This is a genomic window from Micromonospora sp. NPDC049359, from assembly GCF_044466585.1.
Lineage (GTDB): Bacteria > Actinomycetota > Actinomycetes > Mycobacteriales > Micromonosporaceae > Micromonospora.
Genome location: NZ_JBITMW010000008.1, coordinates 130,604 through 152,738, shown reverse-complemented (window position 1 = coordinate 152,738; position 22,135 = coordinate 130,604). Strand labels below are relative to the sequence as shown.

At 70.1% G+C, this 22,135-nt stretch carries 22 protein-coding genes and 1 pseudogene; 15 read left to right on the top strand and 8 right to left on the bottom strand.

All coding sequences use genetic code 11. The features are described from left to right. Positions 1 to 98 precede the first annotated feature (98 nt). Genes ACIBTX_RS19700 through ACIBTX_RS19690 form a run of 3 tightly spaced genes read right to left on the bottom strand, consistent with a single transcriptional unit; the run spans position 99 to position 3,572 of the window. On the bottom strand, positions 99 to 1,496 hold the full coding sequence (locus ACIBTX_RS19700; RefSeq protein ID WP_396832822.1) for a TldD/PmbA family protein: 1,398 nt from the start codon (positions 1,494 to 1,496) through the stop codon (positions 99 to 101). A gap of 58 nt (positions 1,497 to 1,554) precedes the next feature. Further along, complete coding sequence (locus ACIBTX_RS19695; RefSeq protein WP_357126103.1) at positions 1,555 to 2,991, bottom strand: TldD/PmbA family protein; 1,437 nt, start codon at positions 2,989 to 2,991, stop codon at positions 1,555 to 1,557. 32 nt (positions 2,992 to 3,023) lie between these two features. Next, entirely contained in the window at positions 3,024 to 3,572 is a 549-nt protein-coding gene (locus ACIBTX_RS19690) for a Uma2 family endonuclease (RefSeq protein ID WP_357126100.1), read from the bottom strand. A 216-nt stretch (positions 3,573 to 3,788) separates the two neighbouring features. Here ACIBTX_RS19690 and ACIBTX_RS19685 point away from each other — a divergent pair, with 216 nt between their 5' ends. The 7 genes from ACIBTX_RS19685 to ACIBTX_RS19655 all read left to right on the top strand — a co-directional run bounded on the left by ACIBTX_RS19685 (position 3,789) and on the right by ACIBTX_RS19655 (position 11,132). Further along, positions 3,789 to 4,832 carry an ABC transporter ATP-binding protein gene (locus ACIBTX_RS19685; RefSeq protein WP_396832821.1) on the top strand — a complete coding sequence of 348 codons (1,044 nt, stop codon included), beginning with the start codon at positions 3,789 to 3,791 and terminating at the stop codon, positions 4,830 to 4,832. After that, positions 4,829 to 5,908, top strand: coding sequence for an ABC transporter ATP-binding protein (locus tag ACIBTX_RS19680; protein ID WP_396832820.1), 1,080 nt, complete (start codon positions 4,829 to 4,831; stop codon positions 5,906 to 5,908). Before ACIBTX_RS19685 ends, ACIBTX_RS19680 begins: the two co-directional genes overlap by 4 nt. Continuing rightward, positions 5,905 to 6,912, top strand: a complete 1,008-nt coding sequence (locus tag ACIBTX_RS19675) for an ABC transporter permease (protein ID WP_357126090.1) — start codon at positions 5,905 to 5,907, stop codon at positions 6,910 to 6,912. Before ACIBTX_RS19680 ends, ACIBTX_RS19675 begins: the two co-directional genes overlap by 4 nt. Positions 6,913 to 6,922: 10 nt before the next feature. After that, on the top strand, positions 6,923 to 7,909 hold the full coding sequence (locus ACIBTX_RS19670; protein ID WP_357126087.1) for an ABC transporter permease: 987 nt from the start codon (positions 6,923 to 6,925) through the stop codon (positions 7,907 to 7,909). Between the two features lie 146 nt (positions 7,910 to 8,055). Then, the gene (locus ACIBTX_RS19665) at positions 8,056 to 9,798 is read left to right on the top strand and encodes an ABC transporter substrate-binding protein (protein WP_357392360.1); all 1,743 of its coding nucleotides are present in this window, start codon (positions 8,056 to 8,058) and stop codon (positions 9,796 to 9,798) included. A gap of 308 nt (positions 9,799 to 10,106) precedes the next feature. Next, positions 10,107 to 10,406: a hypothetical protein gene (locus tag ACIBTX_RS19660; RefSeq protein WP_357175417.1), complete on the top strand. Its 300-nt coding sequence runs from the start codon at positions 10,107 to 10,109 to the stop codon at positions 10,404 to 10,406. A gap of 39 nt (positions 10,407 to 10,445) precedes the next feature. Next, on the top strand, positions 10,446 to 11,132 hold the full coding sequence (locus ACIBTX_RS19655) for a uridylate kinase (RefSeq protein ID WP_396832819.1): 687 nt from the start codon (positions 10,446 to 10,448) through the stop codon (positions 11,130 to 11,132). A gap of 130 nt (positions 11,133 to 11,262) precedes the next feature. Here the strand turns inward: ACIBTX_RS19655 and ACIBTX_RS19650 are convergent, their stop codons facing one another. Beyond that, positions 11,263 to 12,027, bottom strand: a complete 765-nt coding sequence (locus ACIBTX_RS19650) for a DUF427 domain-containing protein (protein WP_357126075.1) — start codon at positions 12,025 to 12,027, stop codon at positions 11,263 to 11,265. 293 nt (positions 12,028 to 12,320) lie between these two features. Between ACIBTX_RS19650 and ACIBTX_RS19645 the strand changes: the two genes are divergently transcribed. From ACIBTX_RS19645 to ACIBTX_RS19635, 3 genes are all read left to right on the top strand, one after another. Further along, entirely contained in the window at positions 12,321 to 12,845 is a 525-nt protein-coding gene (locus ACIBTX_RS19645) for a YfbM family protein (protein WP_357392370.1), read from the top strand. An 82-nt stretch (positions 12,846 to 12,927) separates the two neighbouring features. Beyond that, positions 12,928 to 13,584 carry an ATP-binding protein gene (locus ACIBTX_RS19640; RefSeq protein ID WP_357392361.1) on the top strand — a complete coding sequence of 219 codons (657 nt, stop codon included), beginning with the start codon at positions 12,928 to 12,930 and terminating at the stop codon, positions 13,582 to 13,584. A gap of 267 nt (positions 13,585 to 13,851) precedes the next feature. Beyond that, positions 13,852 to 14,277, top strand: a complete 426-nt coding sequence (locus ACIBTX_RS19635; RefSeq protein ID WP_357126069.1) for an NUDIX hydrolase — start codon at positions 13,852 to 13,854, stop codon at positions 14,275 to 14,277. Positions 14,278 to 14,293: 16 nt separating this feature from the next. Here the strand turns inward: ACIBTX_RS19635 and ACIBTX_RS19630 are convergent. Next, positions 14,294 to 14,572: pseudogene (locus ACIBTX_RS19630) on the bottom strand (XRE family transcriptional regulator); the annotation flags it as partial. On the opposite strand from ACIBTX_RS19630, the gene ACIBTX_RS19625 reads away from it, so the two are divergent. Together ACIBTX_RS19625 and ACIBTX_RS19620 are read left to right on the top strand one after the other, a co-directional pair. Beyond that, a complete protein-coding gene (locus ACIBTX_RS19625) occupies positions 14,539 to 15,180 on the top strand; it encodes a DUF7003 family protein (protein ID WP_357126066.1) in 642 nt (213 codons plus the stop codon). The pseudogene ACIBTX_RS19630 and the gene ACIBTX_RS19625 sit on opposite strands and share 34 nt — an antisense overlap. Positions 15,181 to 15,312: 132 nt before the next feature. Beyond that, positions 15,313 to 15,687 (top strand): DUF805 domain-containing protein, encoded by a 375-nt coding sequence (locus ACIBTX_RS19620; RefSeq protein WP_357126063.1) that lies wholly within the window; start codon positions 15,313 to 15,315, stop codon positions 15,685 to 15,687. Positions 15,688 to 15,792: 105 nt separating this feature from the next. Here the strand turns inward: ACIBTX_RS19620 and ACIBTX_RS19615 are convergent, their stop codons facing one another. Together ACIBTX_RS19615 and ACIBTX_RS19610 are read right to left on the bottom strand one after the other, a co-directional pair. Further along, complete coding sequence (locus ACIBTX_RS19615; protein ID WP_357126060.1) at positions 15,793 to 16,713, bottom strand: alpha/beta hydrolase; 921 nt, start codon at positions 16,711 to 16,713, stop codon at positions 15,793 to 15,795. Positions 16,714 to 16,826: 113 nt separating this feature from the next. After that, on the bottom strand, positions 16,827 to 18,971 hold the full coding sequence (locus ACIBTX_RS19610) for a prolyl oligopeptidase family serine peptidase (RefSeq protein WP_357126057.1): 2,145 nt from the start codon (positions 18,969 to 18,971) through the stop codon (positions 16,827 to 16,829). A gap of 87 nt (positions 18,972 to 19,058) precedes the next feature. Between ACIBTX_RS19610 and mshB the strand changes: the two genes are divergently transcribed. The 3 genes from mshB to ACIBTX_RS19595 all read left to right on the top strand — a co-directional run bounded on the left by mshB (position 19,059) and on the right by ACIBTX_RS19595 (position 20,985). Next, entirely contained in the window at positions 19,059 to 19,985 is a 927-nt protein-coding gene (mshB, locus tag ACIBTX_RS19605) for an N-acetyl-1-D-myo-inositol-2-amino-2-deoxy-alpha-D-glucopyranoside deacetylase (RefSeq protein WP_357175399.1), read from the top strand. A 17-nt stretch (positions 19,986 to 20,002) separates the two neighbouring features. Beyond that, positions 20,003 to 20,440 (top strand): hypothetical protein, encoded by a 438-nt coding sequence (locus ACIBTX_RS19600; RefSeq protein WP_357126051.1) that lies wholly within the window; start codon positions 20,003 to 20,005, stop codon positions 20,438 to 20,440. 80 nt (positions 20,441 to 20,520) lie between these two features. Continuing rightward, positions 20,521 to 20,985, top strand: coding sequence for a hypothetical protein (locus tag ACIBTX_RS19595; protein ID WP_357175393.1), 465 nt, complete (start codon positions 20,521 to 20,523; stop codon positions 20,983 to 20,985). Positions 20,986 to 21,101: 116 nt separating this feature from the next. Here ACIBTX_RS19595 and ACIBTX_RS19590 read toward each other — a convergent pair whose 3' ends face one another. Next, complete coding sequence (locus tag ACIBTX_RS19590) at positions 21,102 to 22,058, bottom strand: GNAT family N-acetyltransferase (protein WP_357126046.1); 957 nt, start codon at positions 22,056 to 22,058, stop codon at positions 21,102 to 21,104. Positions 22,059 to 22,135: the final 77 nt, after the last annotated feature.

Below are 22,135 nucleotides of genomic sequence, written 5' to 3'. Positions count from 1 at the left end.
GACACACGTTACGCCGATCTTTGCGGGCCGTCCGCGCAAGGGAGTGTCCCGTGTGTCTGGCCTGGTAAAACGCCGAGGCGCGCGGACCGTCGCGCTCCTCAGCCCGACGCGCCTCCGGTGAAGTGCCAGGACGCCAGCCGCACCGAGGGCGCCGCCCACCAGGCACCGTCCACCCGGTCCGGTTGGCGCACCGTCCGAGAACCCAGCCCGAGCACCGCGCCCGGCCCGAGCGCCCGGGGGTACGACTCGGTGAACCGCAGGTCGCGGACCGCCCGGACGACCGCGCCGTCCTCGATCAGCCACACCCCGTTGCGGGTCAACCCGGTGACGACCAGGCTCTTCGGGTCGAGCACACGGGTGTACCAGAGGTCGCTGACCAGCAGCCCCCGTCGTACTCCGGCGACCAGCGCGGCCGTGTCCGCGTCGACCACCGCGCTGGCGGCCGTGCCCGTGGTGTTCCGGCCCACCGCGCTGGCCGGGCCGGCCGCCGCAGGCGAGAGTCGGAGGTTGCGGGCCATCGGGCCCCAGGTGGCGCCGCCCGCGATCGCGTGTCCGGTGGACTCCGCGCCCGCGTCGGCGGCGGTCCGCCGGTCGTGTGCGACGGCCCGCGTGGTGCCCGCCTCGACCAGGGTCACCGCCCGCCGGCCGGTGCCCTCGGCGTCGAACGGCAGGCCGGACGCGCCGAGCGGATCGTCCACCAGGGTCACCAGCGGGTCGAATTGGGCCGCCCCCGGCTCGGCGAAGGACTGCCGCTCGGCGTACCGCTTGCCGTTGAAGCCGTACCAGGACAGGTTCTGCAACAGGTCCGCCACGGCGGCCGGTTCGAACACCACCTCGTAGCGCCCCGGCGGCAACTCGACCGGATCCGCTGCCGCCTGTGCCTTCGCGGCCGCCTGCGCGCCCAACTCGGCCCCGTCGAGGTCAGACAGTCGGTCCGCGCTGTGCCGCGCGACGCCGTCCGCGCCGTCGCGGCGGGCGATGCCGTCCATCGCCGCCTCCGCCGACCGGCCGTCCGCGCTGTGCCCCGCCGAGTTCGCGAACGCCGACGAGCGGTGCGCGGTACGGCAGTACCCCGCCGTGGTGAGCGGCCCGGCGGCGGCCACGAACGCGGCCACCCGGTCGGCCCGCTGGTCCGGCTCGGCGTGGGCGGTCGCCTCGTCGACGGGCGGCGCGGCCGGCGCGGGCGTGGGCGGCACCAGGCCGGGCCATCCCGGGTCGAGCGGACCCAGGCGGGTCGCGGCCAGGGTCCGCTCGACAAGCGCGTGCAGCCCGTCAGGGGTGACGATGCTCCCGCTGCCGGCGACGGTGCGTCCGTCGAGGTGCACCCGCAGCCGGACGCCGACCGTCGACTCGGAGACGTTCTGGTGGATGGCCGAGTTGGCGAAGCGGGTGAGCGCCAGATCCGCCCGCGTCGCCACCACCTCGGCCTGCACGTCCGGGCCACCGAGCCGCCGGACCAACTCGACGACCTGCCCCGCCAGCTCCAACTCGTTCATGCTGGGCCGCCTTTCGTTCGCGACTGCGGGGCTCGCAAAACCGGCTCACTCCTCGCGCTCACGCGGACACCCCCACCCGGACGTTGCGGAAGCGGGCCGGCGCGGCCGGGTGGCCGGTGTGCCCGATCTGGCCCGGCTGGCCCTTGCCGCAGTTGGGGGTCCCCCAGGGCACCGTCTCGCCGGAGAGCATGTCCATCGAACGCCAGAACAGCGGGCCGATCCCGGTGTACGTCGGATTGCGCAGCATCCGCCCCCGCCGACCGTTCTTGATCTCCCACCCGATCTCGCAACCGAACTGGAAGTTGAGCCGCTTGTCGTCGATCGACCACGAGCGGTTGAGGTCCATCAGCACGCCGTCGTCGGTGGCCGCGATGATCTCCTCCAGGGTGTGCGGACCGGGTTCCAGGCCCACGTTGGTCATTCGCACCATCGGCAGCCGGGCCCACCCGTCGGCGCGTACGCTGCCGCCGTAGCCGAGACCGGCCACAGCCGCGGAGTCGCGACCCGCGAGCACCCCCACCCACCGGCCGTCGCGTACCGCGTCCCGCTTGACGGCGGGGGAGCCCTCGTCGTCGAAACCGAAGCTGCCCAGCGCGCCGGGGATCGTCGGGTCGATGGTGATGTTCATCAGCTCGGAGCCGTAGCGCAGCGAGCCGAGCTGGGCCAGGTCCAGCCAGGACGTGCCGGCGAACGCGGCCTCCCAGCCGAGGATCCGGTCCAGTTCGATGGCGTGGCCCACCGACTCGTGGATCTGCAGGGCCAGTTGCTCGCTGCCGAGGATCAGATCCGTCTCGCCGGCCGGGCAGGGTGGCGCGGTGAGCAGCGCCCGTGACTCCTCGGCGATCTGCGCGGCGTGCGCGGCCAGGTCGAGCGATTCGACCAGCTCCCAGCCGGTGGTGCCGTACTGCCCCCGGTAACTGGGCCAGGACCGCCGCTGCGTCTCGCCGTCGCCGATCGAGGTGGCCGAGATACCGCCGCCGCACTCGCGGATGCGCTGGTCGATGCGGTGACCCTCGCTGGAGACGAACCACTTGGCGGTGTCCCAGATCTGGTAGAGCCCCTCGGCCAGGTCCGCGCCGTGCTCGGCCATGGTGCGGGTCGCGCCGACGAGCAGGTCGCCCTTGTCGGACAGCGGAACCGCGAGCGGGTCGATCCGGCAGTCCGAGGACCAGCTCGCCGTCACGGCCTCGACCGCGACCAGGTCGACCGCGGGGCCGGGCACCCGGGCACTGGCCATCGCGGTCCGGGTCGCGCGCCGGCCGGCGTCGCGGGCGGCGGCGTCCGACAGATCGGGTACGGCGTGAAAGCCCCAGCTGGCGCCGACCAGCGCCCGGACGCCGAGCCCGATGCTCTCGTCCTGGGTCAGCTCCTCCACGTCGCCGTTGCGTGCGGTCATCGACTCGTAGCGGCGGTGCATCACCCGCGCGTCGGCGTACCGGGCGCCCGCGTCGAGAGCGGCCTGGACGGCGGCGGTGGCCGCGTCGAACTCGGTCATGCGACGACCCTAGGGCAGCGGACCGACGCCCGTCAGGGAAGAAGTTCTTCCGGCCGGATGGTGGCCTTGACCGGCTCGGTCAGTTCCAGAACCTCGCCGCGCTTCGCGGCCCCTACTTCGACGTAGTGGCCGCCTTGGCGACGGTAGAGGCGCAGCGCGCCGGTTTCCTGTTCCACCAACAGATACCACCCGATCCCGGCGGCGGCGTAGTAGTGCATCTTCAACACCTTGTCGGTGGATGCATTGCTCGGTGAGATGATCTCGCATACCAGCCGCACGTCACCCGCTTCGACGTTGAGTTCGTCGAAGTCGATCGGACCGGTGATCACGAGGTCGGGGATCGGGATCCGACCGGGCCGGAGTCGGACGTTGACCGCCTCCAGCAATTCGAGGCCGGCGGGCCCGGTGGCTGCTTCGAGGATGTTGCCGAGCCTGCGGGAGATGCGCTGGTGTCGGGGGGTGGGGGCTGGGGTCACGTGGAGGCTCCCGTCGAAAAGTTCGACGCGTTGCTGCGTCTCGCCGAGGGCGAGGTAATCCTCTTCGGTCCACGGGCCTTCGTGGTTGAACACCGCCGCGGTCATCGTCACCTCCACCTCGTGCCGGGTGCATCCTCTGCTGGTCGCTCGCCCCATGGTCGCACCTGACGTGCGTCCGAGGCCATGAACGCCGTAGGTGACGGGCGTGCGGGGCTGATGCGGAGTCGTTACGCTCGGGCCCGCTGACACGTGCCGAACTTGTAGCTTATTTTCACCCTCTGGACATTGTTGTAAGTTCTCTTCGTCACTGAGGGAGGTGCCGTGGACAGCTCGGATCCCTACCTGCGGGTGAGTGACCTGCGGGTCCGCTTCGACACCTCGGACGGCGTCGTGCGCGCGGTCGACGGGGTGTCTTTCGCCGTCGAGCGGGGCCGCACGCTCGGCATCGTCGGTGAGTCCGGCTCCGGAAAGAGCGTCACGTCGCTGGCCATCCTCGGTCTGCACGACCCCAAGCGGGCCACGATCACCGGAGAGATCTCCGTCGGCGGCCGGCAGCTCGTCGGTCTGCCCGAGGAGGAGGTACGCCGACTGCGCGGCCAGGAGATGGCGATGATCTTCCAGGATCCGCTGTCCGCGCTGCACCCGTACTACACCGTCGGCCGGCAGATCGCCGAGGCGTACCGGGTGCACCACCCGAAGGTCAGTCGGCGGGCGGCCCGCCAGCGGGCGGTGGACATGCTGGACCGGGTCGGCATCCCGCAGCCCGCCCGCCGCTTCGATGCGTACCCGCACGAGTTCTCCGGCGGCATGCGCCAGCGGGCGATGATCGCCATGGCGCTGGTCAACGACCCGGCGTTGCTGATCGCCGACGAGCCGACCACCGCGCTGGACGTCACGGTGCAGGCGCAGATCCTCGACCTGCTCGCCGACCTCCAGGCCGAGTTCCACTCCGCGATCATCCTGATCACCCACGACCTCGGTGTGGTCGGCCAGGTCGCCGACGAGGTGCTGGTCATGTACGGCGGGCGGGCCGTGGAGCGCGGCAGCGTGGAGCAGGTGCTCCGCTCGCCGCAGCATCCGTACACCTGGGGGTTGCTCTCCAGCGTGCCGTCGCTGCACGGCGACGCGGACGCGGACCTGGTGCCGATCCCCGGCAATCCGCCGAGCCTCATCAACCTGCCGTCCGGGTGCGCCTTCCACCCGCGCTGCCGGTACGACGACCGGGTCGGCGACCGGTCCCGTGTCGAGGTGCCCGAGTTGCGGCCGGCGGGCGGCGACGGCCACCTGGTCGCCTGCCACCTGAGCGCCGAGGAGCGTGCGGCGATCTACGCCGAGAACGTGGCATCCGTGGGGGTGGCCCGATGAGCGACGAACCACTGCTGCGGGTCCGTGGGCTGACCAAGCACTTTCCGGTACGGCAGGGACTGCGCGCCACCGGCACCGTGCGGGCGGTCGACGGGCTCGACTTCGACGTGCGCCCTGGCGAGACGCTCGGCCTGGTGGGGGAGTCGGGCTGCGGCAAGACGACCACCGGCCGGATGCTGGTGCGGCTGCTGGAGCCGACGAGTGGCAGCATCGAGTTCGCCGGGCGGGACATCACCCACGCCGGCCGGCGCGAGCTGCGCCCGCTGCGGCAGGAACTCCAGATCATCTTCCAGGACCCGTACGCGTCGTTGAACCCCCGGCACACGGTGGGCCGGATCGTGGCGATGCCGTTGCAGGTCAACGGCATCAAGCCGCCCGGCGGAATCAAGGCGCGGGTGCAGGAGCTGCTGGAGCTGGTCGGGCTGAACCCGGAGCACTACAACCGGTACCCGCACGAGTTCTCCGGCGGGCAGCGCCAGCGCATCGGGATCGCCCGCGCGTTGGCGCTGCGGCCGAAGCTGATCGTCGCGGACGAGCCGGTGAGCGCGCTGGACGTCTCGATCCAGGCGCAGGTCGTCAACCTGCTGCGCGACCTGCAACGAGAACTCGGGCTGGCGTTCGTGTTCATCGCGCACGACCTGGCCGTGGTCCGGCACTTCTGTCAGCGGGTCGCGGTCATGTACCTGGGCCGGATCGTGGAGATCGGCGACCGGGACGACATCTACGAGCGCCCGCAGCATCCGTACACCCGGGCGCTGCTCTCGGCGATCCCGGACGTCACGCAGCTCGGCCCGGCGGGCCGGATCCGGCTGACCGGTGACGTGCCCACACCGCTCGACCCGCCGTCGGGCTGTCGGTTCCGTACCCGCTGCTGGAAGGCGCAGGACGTCTGCGCCACCGAGCAGCCCGCGCTGACGCCGCGCGACGGAGGCCGGCAGGCCACCGCGTGCCACTTCCCCGAAGGGGAAGCAGGCAGCACCGGCCCCGAAGGGGAAGCAGGCGGCACCGGCCCGGAGAGTGGGGCGGCTGTCGGGGCCGGGACGACAGACGCGATCGTCGAGGAGGTGTCGTCGTGAGCCTGTCCCCGGTGGAGGGTGTGGCGCTGGCCGAGATCGAGGCCGGCTCGGAGGCGAGCGGGCCGGCGACGAAGGGTGTCGTCGGGCGCTCACCCGGCCAGCTCGCCTGGATGCGGCTGCGCCGCGACCGTACGGCTGTGGTCAGCGGCGTACTCCTGGTGTTCTTCATGCTGTTGGGGTTGTCCGCCCCGCTGATCGAGATGGTCTACGGCGTCGGGCCGCGCGAGCAGTTCCAGAGCCTGCTGGACGGCTTCGGCATGCCGCTCGGTTACGTCGGCGGGGTCACCGGGGAGCACTGGTTCGGCCTGGAACCGGGGCTGGGCCGGGACATCTTCATCCGGTTGATCTACGGGCTGCGCACGTCACTGTTCATCGCGTTCGCCGCGGCCCTGATCACGGCCGCGATCGGCATCGCGCTCGGCGCGCTGGCCGGCTACCTCGGCGGCTGGCTGGACGCGGTGATCAACTGGATCACCGACCTGACGCTGGCCATGCCGTTCCTGATCATCGCGTTGGCGCTCACCCCCACGATCACGCTGCGCTTCTACGGCGAGCGGGGGCAGGTGTCGTCCGCGTTCGGGGTGGGGGTGCTGATCGCCGTCTTCGCGATCTTCGGCTGGACCGGCACGGCCCGCCTGGTGCGCGGGCAGGTGATCGCGCTGCGGGAGCGGGAGTTCGTGGAGGCCGCCAAGGCCAGTGGCGCCGGGTTGGGGCACATCATCTTCCGACAGCTTCTGCCGAACATCTGGGCGCCGATCCTGGTGTCGTTCTCCCTGGCGGTGCCGCAGTTCATCACCAGCGAGGCGGCGTTGTCGTTCATCGGCGTCGGTCTCAGCGACGAGACGCCGAGCTTCGGCCGGATGATCTACCGGAGTCTGGACTTCCTCCAGACCGACCCGGCGTACGTGTTCTTCCCGGGCATCACGATCTTCGCGCTGGTGTTCGCCTTCAACCTCTTCGGCGACGCGTTGCGGGACGCGCTCGACCCGAAGTCGTCCCGGTAGGGGGTTCGCCATGACGCGATTCCTGCTCAAGCGCGTGTTCTCCGCCGTGCTCACCCTGTTCGCGGTGAGCGTGCTGACGTTCCTGATGTTCTTCGCCCTGCCACGTGATCCCGTGAGCAGCATCTGCTCCAAGAACTGCAACCCGGAGCGGCTGGAACGGGTCCGCGACGACCTGGGCCTCAACGACCCGCTGATCAGCCAGTACGCGGGCTACATGAAGGGCATCGTCACCGGTCGGGACCTGGGCAGCGCCCAGGGTGGCCGGTGCGACGCGCCCTGCCTGGGCTGGTCGTACGTCACCAACGAGGCCGTCTCGGACACCATCGCCCGGGTGCTGCCGGTGACGCTGAGCATCGTCATCCCGGCGGCGATCCTCTGGCTGCTGCTCGGGGTGGGGCTGGGCATGGTCTCGGCGCTGCGTCGGGGTACCTGGCTGGACCGGGCGGCCATCGGCTTCTCGCTCACCGGCGCGTCGTTGCAGCTCTACTTCGTGGGCGCGGTGCTGCTGCTGGTGTTCGTCTACAACCTGCGGTGGCTGCCGGTGCCCAGCTACACGTCCCTGTTCGACAATCCGGTGAAGTGGGCCAGTGGGCTGGTGCTCGCCTGGGTGTCGTTGGCGTTCCTGTTCTCGGCGATCTACGCCCGGCTGTCGCGGGCGCAGATGCTGGAGACGCTGTCCGAGGACTTCGTCCGGACCGCGCGGGCCAAGGGTCTGGCCAAACCCACGGTGTACGGGCGACACGCGCTGCGCGCGGCGATCACCCCGGTGGTGACCATCGCGGGGCTGGACGTGGGCGGGGCGCTGGGCGGCACGGTGATCACCGAGACGACGTTCGGCATCCAGGGGTTGGGGCGTACGGCGGTGGACGCCGTGCGCTCGGGTGACCTGCCCACCATCATGGCCACCGTGCTGATCGCCGCCGTCTTCGTGGTGCTGGCGAACGTGCTGGTGGACCTGCTGTACGCGGCCATCGACCCACGGGTGCGGCTGCGCTGAGCCGTGCGCCGTGCCGCGCGTGGCTGCTGGCGGAATTTATCGACAACTGTTACACAACTTGTAGGTTTTCTTCCTTACGATCCTCGGGACGTCGGCGGTTCCCGCCCCGACGGAACCGCACGACACATGGGTGAAGGAGGTACTTCATGCGACCACGCGTGGCGGTTGCCGCAGGCGGCGCGATCGCTCTGGTTGTGACGTTGGGTGCGTGCTCGAAGAACACGGGCGAGGGCACCACGGTGGACAACAACCGGCAGCAGACCGGGGTCATCGCGACCGACCCCAAGGACTCGCAGGGGCCGGCGGCCGAGGTGAGCGGCGCCGCGAAGGGCGGCACCTTCACCATCATCCGGGAGTCGCCGATCTCCCACCTCGACCCGCAGCGGACGTACTCGTTCGCCGGCCTCATGACCAACCCGCTCTTCGCCCGCTACCTGACCACCTGGAAGGACGACGGCAAGGGCGGCCTGGTCCTCGTCGGTGACCTCGCCGAGACGCCGGGCAAGAACGTCAACAACGACTGCAAGGTCTGGGAATTCACCATCAAGGACGGGGTGAAGTTCGAGGACGGCCGGCCGATCACGTCCAAGGAGATCGCGTACGGCATCGCCCGCTCCTTCGACCCCGACCTCTCCGGCGGCCCGACCTATATCCAGGAGTGGCTGGCCGACACCCCGCAGTTCGACACCAAGTGGGACTTCAAGAAGAACAAGACGTCCCTGCCGCCCGGCCTCACCACGCCGGACGCGAAGACGCTGCGGTTCGAGTTCGCCAAGCCGCGCTGTGACCTGCCGTTCGCCGTGTCGCTGCCGACCACCGCGCCGCTGCCCCCGGACAAGGACACCGGCATCGACCTGGACAAGCAGCCGTTCTCGTCCGGCCCCTACAAGGTCGCCAAGAACCAGGTCGGCGTCCAGATCACGCTCGACCGCAACACCAACTGGGACCCGAACACCGACCCGGTCCGGCACCAGTACCCGGACCAGTTCGTCTGGAGCTTCGGCCCGACCGCGGACGCCGCCAACAACCGGGTCATCGCCGACAACGGCACCGACCAGAGCGCGCTCGCCTTCAACGCCGTACCCGCCTCGCTGGTCGCCAAGGTGGCCGGGGACGCCACGCTGAAGTCGCGCAGCATCCTCTCGCCGACGCCGAGCGCCAACCAGCTCGTCATCAACAACCAGCGGGTCAAGGACCTCAAGATCCGGCAGGCGCTCAACTACGCCATCGACCGGGAGGGCATGGTCAAGGCGCTCGGCGGCCAGAACGTCGCCGCCCCGCTGACCACGCTGATGCCGCCGGCCACGATCGGCTACAAGGCGTACGAGGCGTACCCGGCGGGCCCCAACGGCGACGTCGCCAAGGCCAAGGAGCTGCTCGGCGGGCAGACTCCGGAGCTGGTCCTCGGTGTCGCCGACAACTCGACCGAGCAGCAGCAGGGCGCCCAGCTCAAGGCCAACCTGGAGCGCGCCGGCTTCAAGATCACGTTGCGGAACATCTCCGACGACGCGAAGCTCGACGAGATCAAGAAGAAGGACAACCCGTGGGACCTGTACATCGGTAACTGGGCGGCGGACTGGCCGAGCGGCGCGGCGATCCTGCCGGTGCTGTACGACGGCCGCAGCATCAAGGCCGAGGGCAACAGCAACCAGTCCTACTTCAACGACCCGACGATCAACGCCGAGATGGACCGGATCCTGGCGCTCGCCCCGTCCGAGCAGGGCCCGGAGTGGGCCAAGCTGGACGAGCGGATCATGAAGGAGCACGCGCCGGTGGTGCCGATGTACGTCGACGTGGCGTACCACGTGCACGGCTCCAAGGCCGGCGGCGTCTTCGTCTCCAGCGTGTTCGGCTACCCGGCGTTCGTCAACGCGTACGTCAAGCCGTAGCTCGTCGTAGGAGGGCCCCCTACCGACAATGCCGTCGGGAGGGGGCCTCTCCGTTTCCGCTGATCGGGTCACCGTCCGGTCGCAATCTGCGGACCTGTTCCCGCAGTGACGGCTGGCGGCGCGGCTGTGCCGCGTAGGAATGGCAATTCCCACTCGCGCACCGCCGTCGGCGGGTCGACGGACGTCCTGGTGCGGGCATGACGGCAACCGCCGGCGTCGTGGGTCGGCGTGGTCGCGGGTTGGTCGGTGCGGCAGCAGGAGTTGCGGCTGGGCCGCCAGGATGGTCCTTTCCGCGCGATGATGGCTATGTGAAGCCCATCTACCCGAATGACGGCAACGCCGATCCGGAGGCTGTGCCCAGCCTGTACCCCGATCCTGAAGATGCCGCCGACGCCGCGTCACTCACGGTTGACGTCGACGGAGAGTTGTTCGCTCTCCGCCCGAACGAGTGCAACGGCACCCACTACACGTGGCTCAGCGGGCCGAGGCCCGGCTACGGATTCGGCGTGGGTTCGGCTCCGGACCTGTCGCTGGAGGAGCACCGGAAGAACATCCGGGATTTCCTGGCCATGGTCGATCCCACCACCGGGCGCATCGAGGACGACTGACGTGAGGCTGTGGCTGCAGATCCGAGATTGCGAGTTGCGGTGAGTGGGGTACGGCCGGGGCCGCGCCGGGTGGAGCTGCTCGGCCGTCTCGCCGAGGCGGTCGGGTCCGTTGATGTCGCACACCCGGTACGGGTTGCCGTCGACGGTCCACCAGCCACCGGCAAGACCACCCTCGCCGACGAACTCGCCGCCGTCCTGCGGAGTCAGGGCCGCCAGGTCATCCGCGCGACGGTCGACGACTTCCTCTTTCCGCGGGCGCGACGCTATCCGCGCGGCGAGTACTCGGCCGAAGGCTGCTACTTCGACACCCACGACTGGGCGGCGCTGAACCGGGTTCTGCTCGATGCCCTCGGACCGGGCGGCGATCGGGGCTTCCAACCCGCGGTGTACGACCGCGCAACGGATACCGTGCTGTCCCCGCCGAGCAGGACGGCCCCCGCCGACGCCGTGCTGGTGTTCGACGGCGTCTTCCTCATGCGCCCGGAGCTGATCGATCGGTGGGAGCTGCGCATTCTCGTCTCCACGGCGATCGAGACGACGGTGGACCGTGCCGTGATCCGTGAGCGGCGGGTGTCATCCCGGGCGGAGGTCGAACGGCGCTGGCGGGAGCGTTACATCCCCGCCCAACAGCTCTACTTCGACACCGTGCGCCCGACCGATCACGTCGACTTTCTCGTGCACAATGACGAGCCGCAGAAGCCGGTCTGGGAGACCCGGGCACGCTGACCGGTTGGGAGCCGTGCTGACGCGACCGACACTGTTCCTGACGGTGGGGCTCCCGTGTACCGGATCGAGCGTGCTGGGCATCCGTACACCGGGAATCCGGTTCGACGCGGTGCCAGGGCGTGCGGTTGGTTCAGTGGAAGGGCGTTGCCGGCCGGCTCAGTCGCTCGCCGTCGACGAAGAGATCGACCTTTTCGTTGTAGAAGGCGATCAGGCCGGCGATCGGCAGGAGTGCGGCGGTCGGGAAGTCGTACGACCAGGCCAGGTCCGGGTGGGTCTGGTCATCGAGACGGACGGACCAGTAGTCGCTGGTCTGGCCCTTGTACGGGCAGGCGGTCCTCGTCGCCGACGCCACGAGGTGTGTGAAGTTCACATCGGTCCGGTTGAGGTAATAGCGGGGCGGTAGACCGGTTTCGAAGACCATCACGGGCGATGTCGACTCGGCCAGGACGACCCCTTCCAGTTCCACCCTGACGCTGCGGGTGGAACGCACCGCGTCCACCCGCGAGAACGGGTTCCGGGGGTGCACGAAGACCTCTTCGTCCTCCTCGAACCAGGCATCCATGGCTGCCCAGTCGAACCGGATCGTGTTCGCCAACCCGGCCAGCGCGTCATCTCCGTACAACCGCCCGCACGAAGGACGGATCGTCTCGCCAACCTGCAGCCCGAGCAGCCGCGCGGTCCCGCGCCGGGACGCCTCGGTGTGCTGGCCCTCGATCAACAGGTTGCGATCCACGTCGTCGACGGGGATGTAGTACTGCGGGAAGAACGGCCATTCCCACACGTACAACGCCCGCGTGGTTTCGAGTACCTGCTCGCCGCCGAGGAAGGCCCGGATCCGGCGAGGCACCGGCTCAATGTGGTCGACCGGGACGATCATCTTCGGATAATCCGACACGTTGTCCTCCCGTGATGTGACGGCCGGCTCGGCAGGCGCCGGTTCAACGGTCAGGGTGGCCCCCGCGTCGTCACATGCGTTTGTTGCAGAGACCGTAACCGATCTCGCCATTCGTGACGAGCCCTTCGCGGCAGAGGTTGTGGGGAGGGGCCCTTTGCCGTCTCGGCCCCTTGATCGACTCGATTTCCAGAAAATCGGGGTGTTCCGGCCGCCCCGACAGCCCACTTTCCTGAACCCGAGGTGAGCCGGCGCGAGTCCTGTCGTAGCCGGGATCTAGGTTTGGCGGCGTGAGCATGAACGGCAACTGGTTGCGCGTCTCGCCAGACGAATTGGAGCGGGCCAAGGGGGACCTCGGCTGGGCCTACGAGCACGCCATGAGCGCGCGGGACGACAACTCCGGACGCTGGGCCGGCACCGACAGGGCGTGGCACGGGCTCGACTTCCTCCTCGACCGGCTCGGCTTCGAGGTTCCGCTGGTCCTCGGCGCGGAGAGCTTTGTGGAGTTGCCGGACGTCGAACCCGACAGCGACGAGATGTTCGACTTCCTGGAAAACCTCGAAGACGACTGGGGCTACGGGCCGCCCTCCTACCTCACCCCGTCGCAGGTGACGGTCGCGGCCTCGCACCTGGCCGCGCTCACCCAGGAGAACCTGATCGGGGGTGTCGACCCCCAGGAGTTGAAGTTGGCCGAGGTCTACCCACACACCTGGGAAGAGCCCGGCGAACTGGCGTGGGTGGCCCACTATCTGCCCGGCGTCCAGACCTTCTTCGCCGCGGCCGCCAGTGACGGCGACGCGGTGATCTGCTGGCTCGACTGAATTGTGCTCGGCTCTCCGGCGGACTTGTGCGAACCTGGCCTGAGGTCGACAGTCGGCGATGGCCCGGCCGGGGGACTCGGGTATGAGCGAGCAGGTGGAGCTTGAACAGCAGCACGCCGACGTCATCGTGCACAACGACGATGCCCGCTGCCAACCTGGCAGATCCGGGCATGCTGAGCGGATGGCATCCGTGCTGACGCGACCGACACTGTTCCTGACGGTGGGGCTCCCGTGTACCGGAAAGACCACTGCCGCGCGCCGGATCGAGGTCGAGCAGAAGGCGCTTCGGCTGACCAAGGACGAGTGGGTGAAGGCCCTCTACGGGGTCGAGAATCCGCCTGCGGCCTCGGACGTGATCGAGGGACGACTCATCGAGATCGGGCTGCGCGCCCTCGAACTCGGCACCAATGTGGTGATCGACTTCGGCCTCTGGAGTCGGGACGAGCGTTCCGCCCTGCGGCAGGCCGCGGCCGACCTCGGCGCGCGGGTGGAGCTGCGCTACTTCGAACTCACCCCGGCCGAGCAGCGTGTGCGGCTGGATCAGCGCCAGGCGGACGCGCCCCACACGACATGGCCGATGTCCGACGAGGAACTCGCCGACTGGGCCGCCCGCATGGACATCCCGACGCCAGGCGAACTCGACGGCTCCGAACCTGTCGACGACCCACCGGCCGGTTTCGCGACCTGGAACGACTGGCGCGCCGACCGCTGGCCGCCGAGTCGGCGCGATCTCCCCTGATCGCCCCAGCAACGACGCCGACGGTGGTGCCAGCCGAGCCCCTGAGGCAGCAACAACCCTGATGTTGCTGTGTGCCGAGCCTCTGAAGCAGCAACAACCCTGATGTTGCTGCCTGCGGAGACCCTGAGGCAGCAACATCGGGGATGTTGTGAGGATCTTGGCGCGGCGCGGCGCGGCGCGGGGCGGGGCGGGGCGGGGCGGCGCGGGGCGGGGTGGGGCGCGGGGCGCGGGGCATCGCTGAGCCGCGACAGGCGGCACGATATGGCCGTGTCGAACACCGTGGACAGCTCTGCCAAGGCACGCATCGTCGCCGGCCTGTTGCGCGACGGGAACCGGGTGCTGCTGTGTCACCGCTCTCCGCGGCGTCGGTGGTACCCCGACGTCTGGGACATGCCCGGCGGGCATGTCGAGCCCGGGGAACTACCGGGCGAGGCGCTCGCCCGGGAGCTTCGGGAGGAGGTGGGCATCGACATCACGGCACCCTCGGCGTCTCCGATGCACGAGGTGCACACCGACACGTTCGACATGCAGATCTGGCTGGTCGAGGCGTGGCAGGGGTCCCCGGTCAACGCCGCGCCCGACGAACACGACGCCATCGGCTGGTTCACCGAAGACGAGCTCGGCGGACTGTGCCTGGCCCACGACAGCTACCTCGCCCTGTTCAGCAGAGCGCTCGCCAAGCCTCGCGCCTGACCACAAGAGGGCAGCCCTATTCGGGTGACGTGTTGTACCGGTCGAGCGTCGCCTTCGAGGTGGAGGCATCGCGAAAGGTCAGTTCCCATGGGCCGGTGTTGACGTCCATGTCCTTGCCGAATCCGACCCATTTTCCGGCCATCCGCCTGCCCGTCGGTTCCACCAGAAGCTGGATGGCGCCGTGGTAACGGGCTCCGCGGTAGTAGCCGGCGGGATCGGTCTGTTCCACGGTCACCGCGTTAGGCACTACAGTGCTCGGCTGTGCGCTCGACCGACATCCTCGAACAGCTCGACGCCGCAGCCGAAGAGTTCCGGTTTCCGGACCTCGACAATGGCTACTCCTACGCCGTCGACGCTCGGCTGCACGGATATCGGGACGCGGGGCGATGGGCTCTCATCGTCGAGACGATCGGCTACTCGCCACGGGCCGGCAACCTCACCGACGTGCTCTTCGTGTTCGGCAACTGCCTGACCAGCGGCGAACCTGGCACCGACAACGGCGACTTTCTCGATCGGGTCGACAACTGGGACGAGATAGAGGATTCGGAGGAGCCGGAGACCTACCGGGGAGGGCCCTTGGTGCTTCGCGGTCAGGACATCGCCGTTGCCGCCGAATCAGGTGAGGATCTCATCGACGTACTGCGTCGGCTTGTTCCGCGTCACCGCGAGCTTCTCCTGGCGGACGAACGGGAACTGCGACGCCGAGTCCCCGTCGACCTGCCCGAGGTTCTGCGGCTGGACGAATGGCACCACCCTGACCTGGCCGGTGGCTCACGTCCGAGCCAGTCCGAGACGTTCCGCCAGATCGCCGATGTCCTGGCGACCGGCGATCGCACGCTCTACGCGCCGAGAGCGCACCCGAACACACACTGGTCCCACTGGCCGGAGTCGGGGAGCCTGTAGCCGCCGATACCGCCGACAGTCAGGCGCTGTAGCTACCGCTATCCGGCCGCTCGGCCGTTGCCCCCGCCAGATCGATCTGCTTGGCTGCCTCCGCGTTGAGCTTGCAAGCCCCTCACCCAACGGGAGATAGCTGTGTCCTTCAATGCCGCGATCAAATCGGTTCTCAGTCAGTACGTCGGCTTCGCGGGTCGGGCCCGCCGGTCCGAGTACTGGTGGTTCGCCCTGTTCACTGTCCTTGTCAGCATTGTCACCTCCGTCCTGGACAGCGCGCTGGGACTGAACTTCGTGGACGGTTCGTCGAGCGGCTTCATCGGCCTCGTCGTCTCCCTGGCGCTGCTGCTGCCGACGCTGGCCGTCGCGGTACGACGCCTGCACGACACCGACAAGACGGGGTGGTGGCTGCTGATCGCCCTGATCCCGCTCATCGGCGCCATCGTCCTGATCGTGTTCTTCGTGCAGGACAGCACGCCGGGTGCGAACCGTTTCGGCCCCAGCCCCAAGGGCTGACCGCAGTCCGCGCCACCACCCGCGCGGATCCACTGCTGAGCGGGCAGGGCCCCTTTTAGACAGCGCTGTCTAAAAGGGGCCCTGCGGCGTCGTCACCACTGCGGGTCAGGAGCGACCGATCGAGCGGTCGAGGAAGTCGTGGATCATCGGCGCGGCGACGTCGAGCTTGTCCTCCAGCAGGAAGTGGCCGGTGTCGATCAGGTGGAACTCGGCCGACGGCAGGTCACGCTGATAGGGGTGGGCGCCATCGGGCGGGAAGACGATGTCGTTCTTGCCCCAGATCACCAGCGTCGGTGGCTGGTGGTCGCGGAAGAAGGCCTGGAACTCGGGGTACAGCGCGACGTTGCTGCCGTAGTCGTAGAACAGGTCGAGTTGGATGTCCGCGTTCCCGGGGCGGGCGAGCTGCGTCTCGTCGTGGATCCACCGGTCGGGGTCGAGCCGGCTGAGGTCCCGCACCCCCTGGGTGTACTGCGACCGCACCGCGTCGGAACTGAGGATGAACGCGATCGCCTGTCGGCGTTCGTCGGTCTTCTCCGCCCAGTAGGCCTTGATCGGATTCCAGAATTCGCTCAGGCCCTCCTCGTACGCGTTGCCGTTCTGCACGATGAGCGCGCTGATCCGCTCGGGCCCTTTGAGGGCCAGCCGGTATCCGGTCGGCGCTCCGTAGTCGAAACAGTAGAGCGCGTAACGGTCCACGCCGAGCTGGTCGATCAGGCCGTGCATCAGGTCGGCGAAGTTGGCGAACGTGTAGTCGAACGTCGACCGGTCCGGGCTGGCGCTGTGGCCGAAACCCGGGAGGTCCGGCGCGATCACCCGGTACCGGTCCGCGAGCAGGGGAATCAGGTGGCGGAACTGCGAGGACGCCGTGGGAAAGCCGTGTAGCAGCAGGACCGCGGGACCGTCGGCCGGCCCGGCCTCGCGGTAGAAGATGTCGATCCCGTTCACGGTCGCGGTTCGGAAGTGCGTGACGGGAAATTCGCCCTCCTGGACGGCGGCGACCGAGGGTTTCTGGGCGATGCCAACCATCCTGGATTCCTTTCGGGATAGCGAAACGCGGTATCACCCCGGAAATTGCGCCGTCGGGTCCCGCCTTCGATCAGCATGGCATGCGGCCGTGGGCTCGATGTGCGGAATGCCGCTCAGCGCAGATGCGTACGCAGGAATTCCAGTTCCAGCGGGAGCAGCCGCTCGGCGGTGCCGTTCGCGGCCATGTGGGTGGCGCCGGTCAGCGGCAGCACGGCGTGCGGCCGGCCGGTGGACAGCAGCGCCGCCGACAGTCGCAGCGTGTGCGCGGCCACCACGTTGTCGTCGACCAGACCGTGCACCAGCAGCAACGGGCGGGCCTGGTCCGGGCCGGTGACCGGCTCGGCGGCCAACTCGATGAGCGAGTGGTGCGCGTACACGTCCATGCCGTCCTCCGGCAGGCCGAGATACCGCTCGGTGTACGCGGTGTCGTACAACGCCCAGTCGGTCACCGGGGCGCCGGCGATGCCGCACTTGAACAGCTCCGGGTGACGCAGCACCGCCAACCCGGCCAGCCACCCGCCGAACGACCAGCCGCGGATGGCCACCCGACCGAGGTCCAGGTCCGGGTGCTTGCCGGCGAGCGCGGTCAGCGCGTCGATCTGGTCGGTCAGGATCACGTCGGCCAACCGTCGGTGGATCGCCTTCTCGAACGAGGGGGCCACTCCCGGCGTACCCCGGTTGTCGATCGTGACCACGGCGAACCCGGCGTCGGCCCACCACTGCCGCTCCAACCACGCGGCCCGCGCCGCCACCACCTCCTGGTGCCCCGGGCCGCCGTAGATGTCGAGCAGCACCGGTAGCCGCCGGCCGGTCACGTGGTTGTCCGGGTAGAGCACCGCCGCCGGCAACCGCCGGTCGGTCACCCGTTCCAGCAGCGGCAGCGGCGAGTACGGCGGCTCGGCGGCCAACGACCGCAGCTCGGTCAGCTCCTGGCCGCCGCGCGACACGGTCCAGCGCACCCCGGCGTGGTCCAGCGACGCCGTCCCGACCACCAGCACGTCCCCGCCGACAGCAGCGGTGTGCCAGCCCGAGTCGGTGGTGATACGCCGGGCGTCCACCCCGCCGCCGATCGTCGTACGGACCCGGAACAGGTGCCGCTCGCTGGGCTCGCCGTCGCTCGCCTCCACCAGCAGGTCGGCGGGACCGCTGACGGCCGGCAGTCGACCGACGACCCGCCGCACGTACAGCGAGGGTGGGGTGAGCAGCGTGCCGTCGGCGAACAGGCACCGCGCGTCGTACCCGTCGTGGGCCAACTCGCCCCCGACCAGCACCCGGCCGTCGGGCAGGTGCGCCGGGGTACCGGCGATCGGCTCCACCCAGCGCGGGTCGGCCAGCTCGGCGTGGACCTGCGTCTCACCGGTACGCGGATCCACCGCGAGGACCAGCCCGTGCTGCTGCGAGCGGCGCAGCACGGTGATCAGCGGACTGCCCTCACCCCAGCTCACCCCGGTCAGGTACGGGTAGGTCTCCCGGTCCCAGTGCACGTCGACCCAGCCGTCGTCGAGGTCCAGCAGGTGCAGGCTCACTTCGGCGTTGGGGCCGCCGGCCCGGGGGTACGCGACGGCGGTCGGCGGACTGCCTGGCTCGGCCGGGTCGTGCAGGTGCCAGCGGTCCAGCCGGGACTCGTCCACGCGGGCGGCAAGCACCATGCGCCCGTCCGGGGCCCACCAGTAGCCCCGGTACCGGCCGAACTCCTCGGCCGCGATGTGCTCGGCCAACCCCCAGCTCACGCCCGCGTCCTCGCCGGCCAGCAGCGTGTCGGCGCCGTCGGCGTCGATCACCCGCAGCTCACCCCGGCGTACCCCCTCGGCCGCGTCGGTCACGTAGGCCAGGCGCTCGCCGGTCGGATCGGGTCGAGGGTCCAGCACCGGACCGACGGTGGCCACCTCCACCACGTCGCCGTGCACCAGATCCGCCCGGAACAGGCGGCCGGCCAGCGCGAACACGGCCACCCGGCCGACGGCGTCCAACGCGTACGAGCCGATGCCGGCGGCGCTGAGCCGGAGCCGTTCCCGCAGCGCCCGCTCGCCGGGGGTGAGCGCCCGGACGTCGCCGTCGTCGCCCAGCAGGGCCGCCGGGTCGGCCACGAGCTGTTCCTCGCCGGTCGCCACGTCCAGCAGCCAGAGCGCGTCCGCCGGATCCTCCGGACCGGCCGAGCGCAGGAAGATCACCCGGGAGCCGTCCGCGGCCACGGAGACAGCCCGGGGCGCGCCGTGGCTGAACCGGCGGGTACGGGCGGCCAGCTCCGGAAAGTCCACAGGCCAAATCGTAGAGCCGCGCCGGGCGTGATGTGGCCGACCTGGGCGGACGCGTCCAACGACTCCCGGACCGTACCGCCGGTTAGAGTGACCGTCGTGACGACGCTGCCCGACCGCCGCCTGCTGCTGGTCCACGCGCACCCTGACGACGAGTCGATCGGCACCGGCTCGACCATGGCCCACTACGCCGCCGCCGGCGCGCACGTCACGTTGGTGACCTGCACGCTCGGCGAGGAGGGCGAGATCCACGTACCGGCGCTCGCGCAGCTCGCCGCCGCCGAGGCCGACCAGCTCGGCGGGTACCGGATCGCGGAGCTGGCGGCCGCCTGCGCGGCGCTCGGCGTCGCCGACCACCGTTTCCTGGGCGGCGCCGGTCGTTACCGCGACTCGGGGATGATGGGCCTCGCGACGAACGAGCACCCCCGGGCCTTCTGGCAGGCCGACCTCGACGAGGCCGCCGGGCACCTGGTGGAGATCATGCGAGAGGTACGTCCGCAGGTGCTGGTCACCTACGACCCGAACGGCTTCTACGGCCACCCCGACCACATCCAGGCACACCGGGTGGCGATGCGCGCCGTCGAGCTGGCCGCTCTCGAGGGCTGCGCCCCGGCCAAGGTCTACTGGACGGCCATGCCGCTCAGCGTGCTGGAGGCCGGCATGTCGCACTTCGCCGAATCTTCGGACAATCCGTTCGCCGGCATCCAGGACCTGGCCGAGCTGCCCTTCGGCACTCCGGACGAGCAGATCGCCGCCCGGATCGACGGCACCGACCAGCACGCGGCCAAGGAGGCGGCGATGCGGGCACACGGCACCCAGATCCCGGCCACCTCGTGGCTCTACTCGATCGCGGGCAACTTCGGCGGCGAGTTCATGGGTGTGGAGTTCTTCACCCTCGCCGTCGGCGCGAAGGGGCCGGGTTTCGGCCCGTACGGCTGGGAGGAAGACCTCTTCGCCGGGCTGCCGGACGTGGCCGACGCGGACCGCTCCCCGGTCGCGGCGGCCGGTCTCCGGTGACGTTGCCCGCCGCGCCGATGTCGGTCGTGAACGATGAGGACGCCCCGCCGCCGGCGGGGCCGCCGCCGCGTCTGCTGGACCTGGGCCTACGGGTGGCCGGCGCGATCGTCGTGGTGGTGGCCGGTGTGGTGACCGGGGTGTTGGAGCTGCTACTCGCCACCGTCCGGGTCGGCGGGCAGCTCATCGGCTTCTCGGCGCTGCTCGCCGTCGGCGCGAACATCCTGCTGAGCTGGTTCGCGCACGAGACGGTCGGCCGTCGCTGGGCGGTGGCGCTGCCGGCGGTGCCGTGGTTCGCCCTGATGGCGGTGGCGGCCATCCGCACCACCGAGGGCGACCTGCTGCTGGCCGGCGACAACTGGGTCGGCCTGGCGATGATCGTGGCCGGCGCGATGACGTTCGCCGTGATGGGCTTCCGGCAGGTCCTCGCCCCGCCGTCCACCCTCGGCGGCTGGTGACGTCACACAGCTACGAGTGGTAGATATTCCTGCCAGGGAAGCGGCCCCGCGACGAGGGGCGTACGGCAGGAGGTCGTGCGATGGACAGACGGTGGCGTGATGTCGGGGTGCTCGCGGGAGCGTTGTTCGCGGTCAACGTGGTTGCCCGGCTGATCACCCGATTCGGTTTCGACGGCGACGACGCTGCGGCCGACCGGGTCACACTGGTGATGTTCGTGGTGATCGGGTTGACCCTGGCCGTGGTCGCCTTTCGCTGGGGACGCGCCCGGCCGCTGGCCGTCTGGGCGGGCGACGTGACGGTCGTGGTGTTGATCGCCATGGCCCTGACCGTGTTGGTCGGGCCGCTGCTCGTCGGCCACAGCCCGTTCGCCGGTGGCGCGGGGACGTTCTTCGCCCAGATCTGGCTCTACCTGCTCGCCACCGGCCTCGGCGCGCTGGGCGGCTACCTGGTGGCGACCGCCCTCGGTCTCGACCACCGCTCGCAGCAGCTCAAGCGGTACGCCGAGGTCAAGGCCGCCAAGCCCCGCCGGGTAGTCCGCCGCTGACGCCCTCGCGCCTCGCGCCAGCCAGAACCTCGCGTCGATCTTGCACTTTCGGTCGTCGATATGAGGGCAGATGCCCTTTATGTCGCCGCAGAAAGTGCAAGATCGACGAGTGGGGGTCAGCTCGGGGCGACGCGCGTCAGGTAGGTGTGGTGGGTGGTGAAGCCCAGCGTTCGGTAGAGGGCGATGGCTGGCGTGTTGCGCTGCTCCACCTGGAGGAACGCGTGGGTCGCGCCCGCCGATCCGCCCCAGGCGGCCAGCGCGCCGATCACGTGGCGGGCCAGCCCCTGCCGGCGGGCGGCCGGCACCACCTCGATCAGGCTGAGGCCCAGCCATCGGCCCTGGCCGGTCACCGTTGCCCGGCCGATGGCCGCCAGCGCGCCGTCGACGTACCCGTGGGCGAAGCGGACCTGGTCCACGGCGGTGAGCACGTGCCGGGCGGCATCCGGTAGGCCGCCCTTGCGGCCGGCCGCGATGGCGAGCCAGTCCTCGCTCGGCGCGGTCACCACCTCGACGACCGCGGCGCCCGGCCCACCGAGCGCGAGGGCGTCGAGGGGCAGGGGCGTGGTCTGGACGAGGGTCGGTGGGCGGGTGGTCCAACCGCGCTCGTCCAGCTCGGCGCCGACCGGCGCGGCGAGCGGCAGCGGCGTGTTGATCATCGCGGGCTGACCCCGTTCGGCGTACCAGCGCTCGACCGCGTCCACGGCCGCCGGCAACGGCCGGTCGGGATCGCCGATGGGCAGGGCCGAGTTGGCCCGGCCGGTCCAGCCCTCGGCCGAGCGCAGCAGCCAGTCACCGAGTCGGCCTCGGGTCGGGGCGGGCCACGCCTCGTTGGCGGCCCGTTCCAGCGCCACCACCGCCGCGGCCGTCGGCCGGCGGGTCGGCGGTACCCGCTTCGCCCGGTGCACCTGCGCCACCGGCACGCGCAGCGGACCTTGCGCCGTGGCGAGGGTGAGATGAGTCTCGCTCAGCTCGACCAGCTCGCCGAGGGCGTCGCTGAACAGCGGGCGGCCTTCGCGAATCCCCACAATCCGCCGGACTACGATCCGATGTCCCACATCCTGCTGTCGGAGCACGATCGACCCCCTCCCCGGCGAGATACTAGGCTCTTACCGTCGCGGGAGATCGCGGCGCGTCTTGCGGAGGAGAAGAC

Bases quoted from the DNA above. Each gene is read 5' to 3' on its own strand.
- ACIBTX_RS19700 (WP_396832822.1), bottom strand. From the start codon at position 1,496: ATGAACGAGTTGGAGCTGGCGGGGCAGGTCGTCGAGTTGGTCCGGCGG.
- ACIBTX_RS19695 (WP_357126103.1), bottom strand. From the start codon at position 2,991: ATGACCGAGTTCGACGCGGCCACCGCCGCCGTCCAGGCCGCTCTCGAC.
- ACIBTX_RS19690 (WP_357126100.1), bottom strand. From the start codon at position 3,572: ATGACCGCGGCGGTGTTCAACCACGAAGGCCCGTGGACCGAAGAGGAT.
- ACIBTX_RS19680 (WP_396832820.1), top strand. From the start codon at position 4,829: ATGAGCGACGAACCACTGCTGCGGGTCCGTGGGCTGACCAAGCACTTT.
- ACIBTX_RS19670 (WP_357126087.1), top strand. From the start codon at position 6,923: ATGACGCGATTCCTGCTCAAGCGCGTGTTCTCCGCCGTGCTCACCCTG.
- ACIBTX_RS19665 (WP_357392360.1), top strand. From the start codon at position 8,056: ATGCGACCACGCGTGGCGGTTGCCGCAGGCGGCGCGATCGCTCTGGTT.
- ACIBTX_RS19645 (WP_357392370.1), top strand. From the start codon at position 12,321: ATGAACGGCAACTGGTTGCGCGTCTCGCCAGACGAATTGGAGCGGGCC.
- ACIBTX_RS19640 (WP_357392361.1), top strand. From the start codon at position 12,928: ATGAGCGAGCAGGTGGAGCTTGAACAGCAGCACGCCGACGTCATCGTG.
- ACIBTX_RS19615 (WP_357126060.1), bottom strand. From the start codon at position 16,713: ATGGTTGGCATCGCCCAGAAACCCTCGGTCGCCGCCGTCCAGGAGGGC.
- ACIBTX_RS19600 (WP_357126051.1), top strand. From the start codon at position 20,003: ATGTCGGTCGTGAACGATGAGGACGCCCCGCCGCCGGCGGGGCCGCCG.
- ACIBTX_RS19595 (WP_357175393.1), top strand. From the start codon at position 20,521: ATGGACAGACGGTGGCGTGATGTCGGGGTGCTCGCGGGAGCGTTGTTC.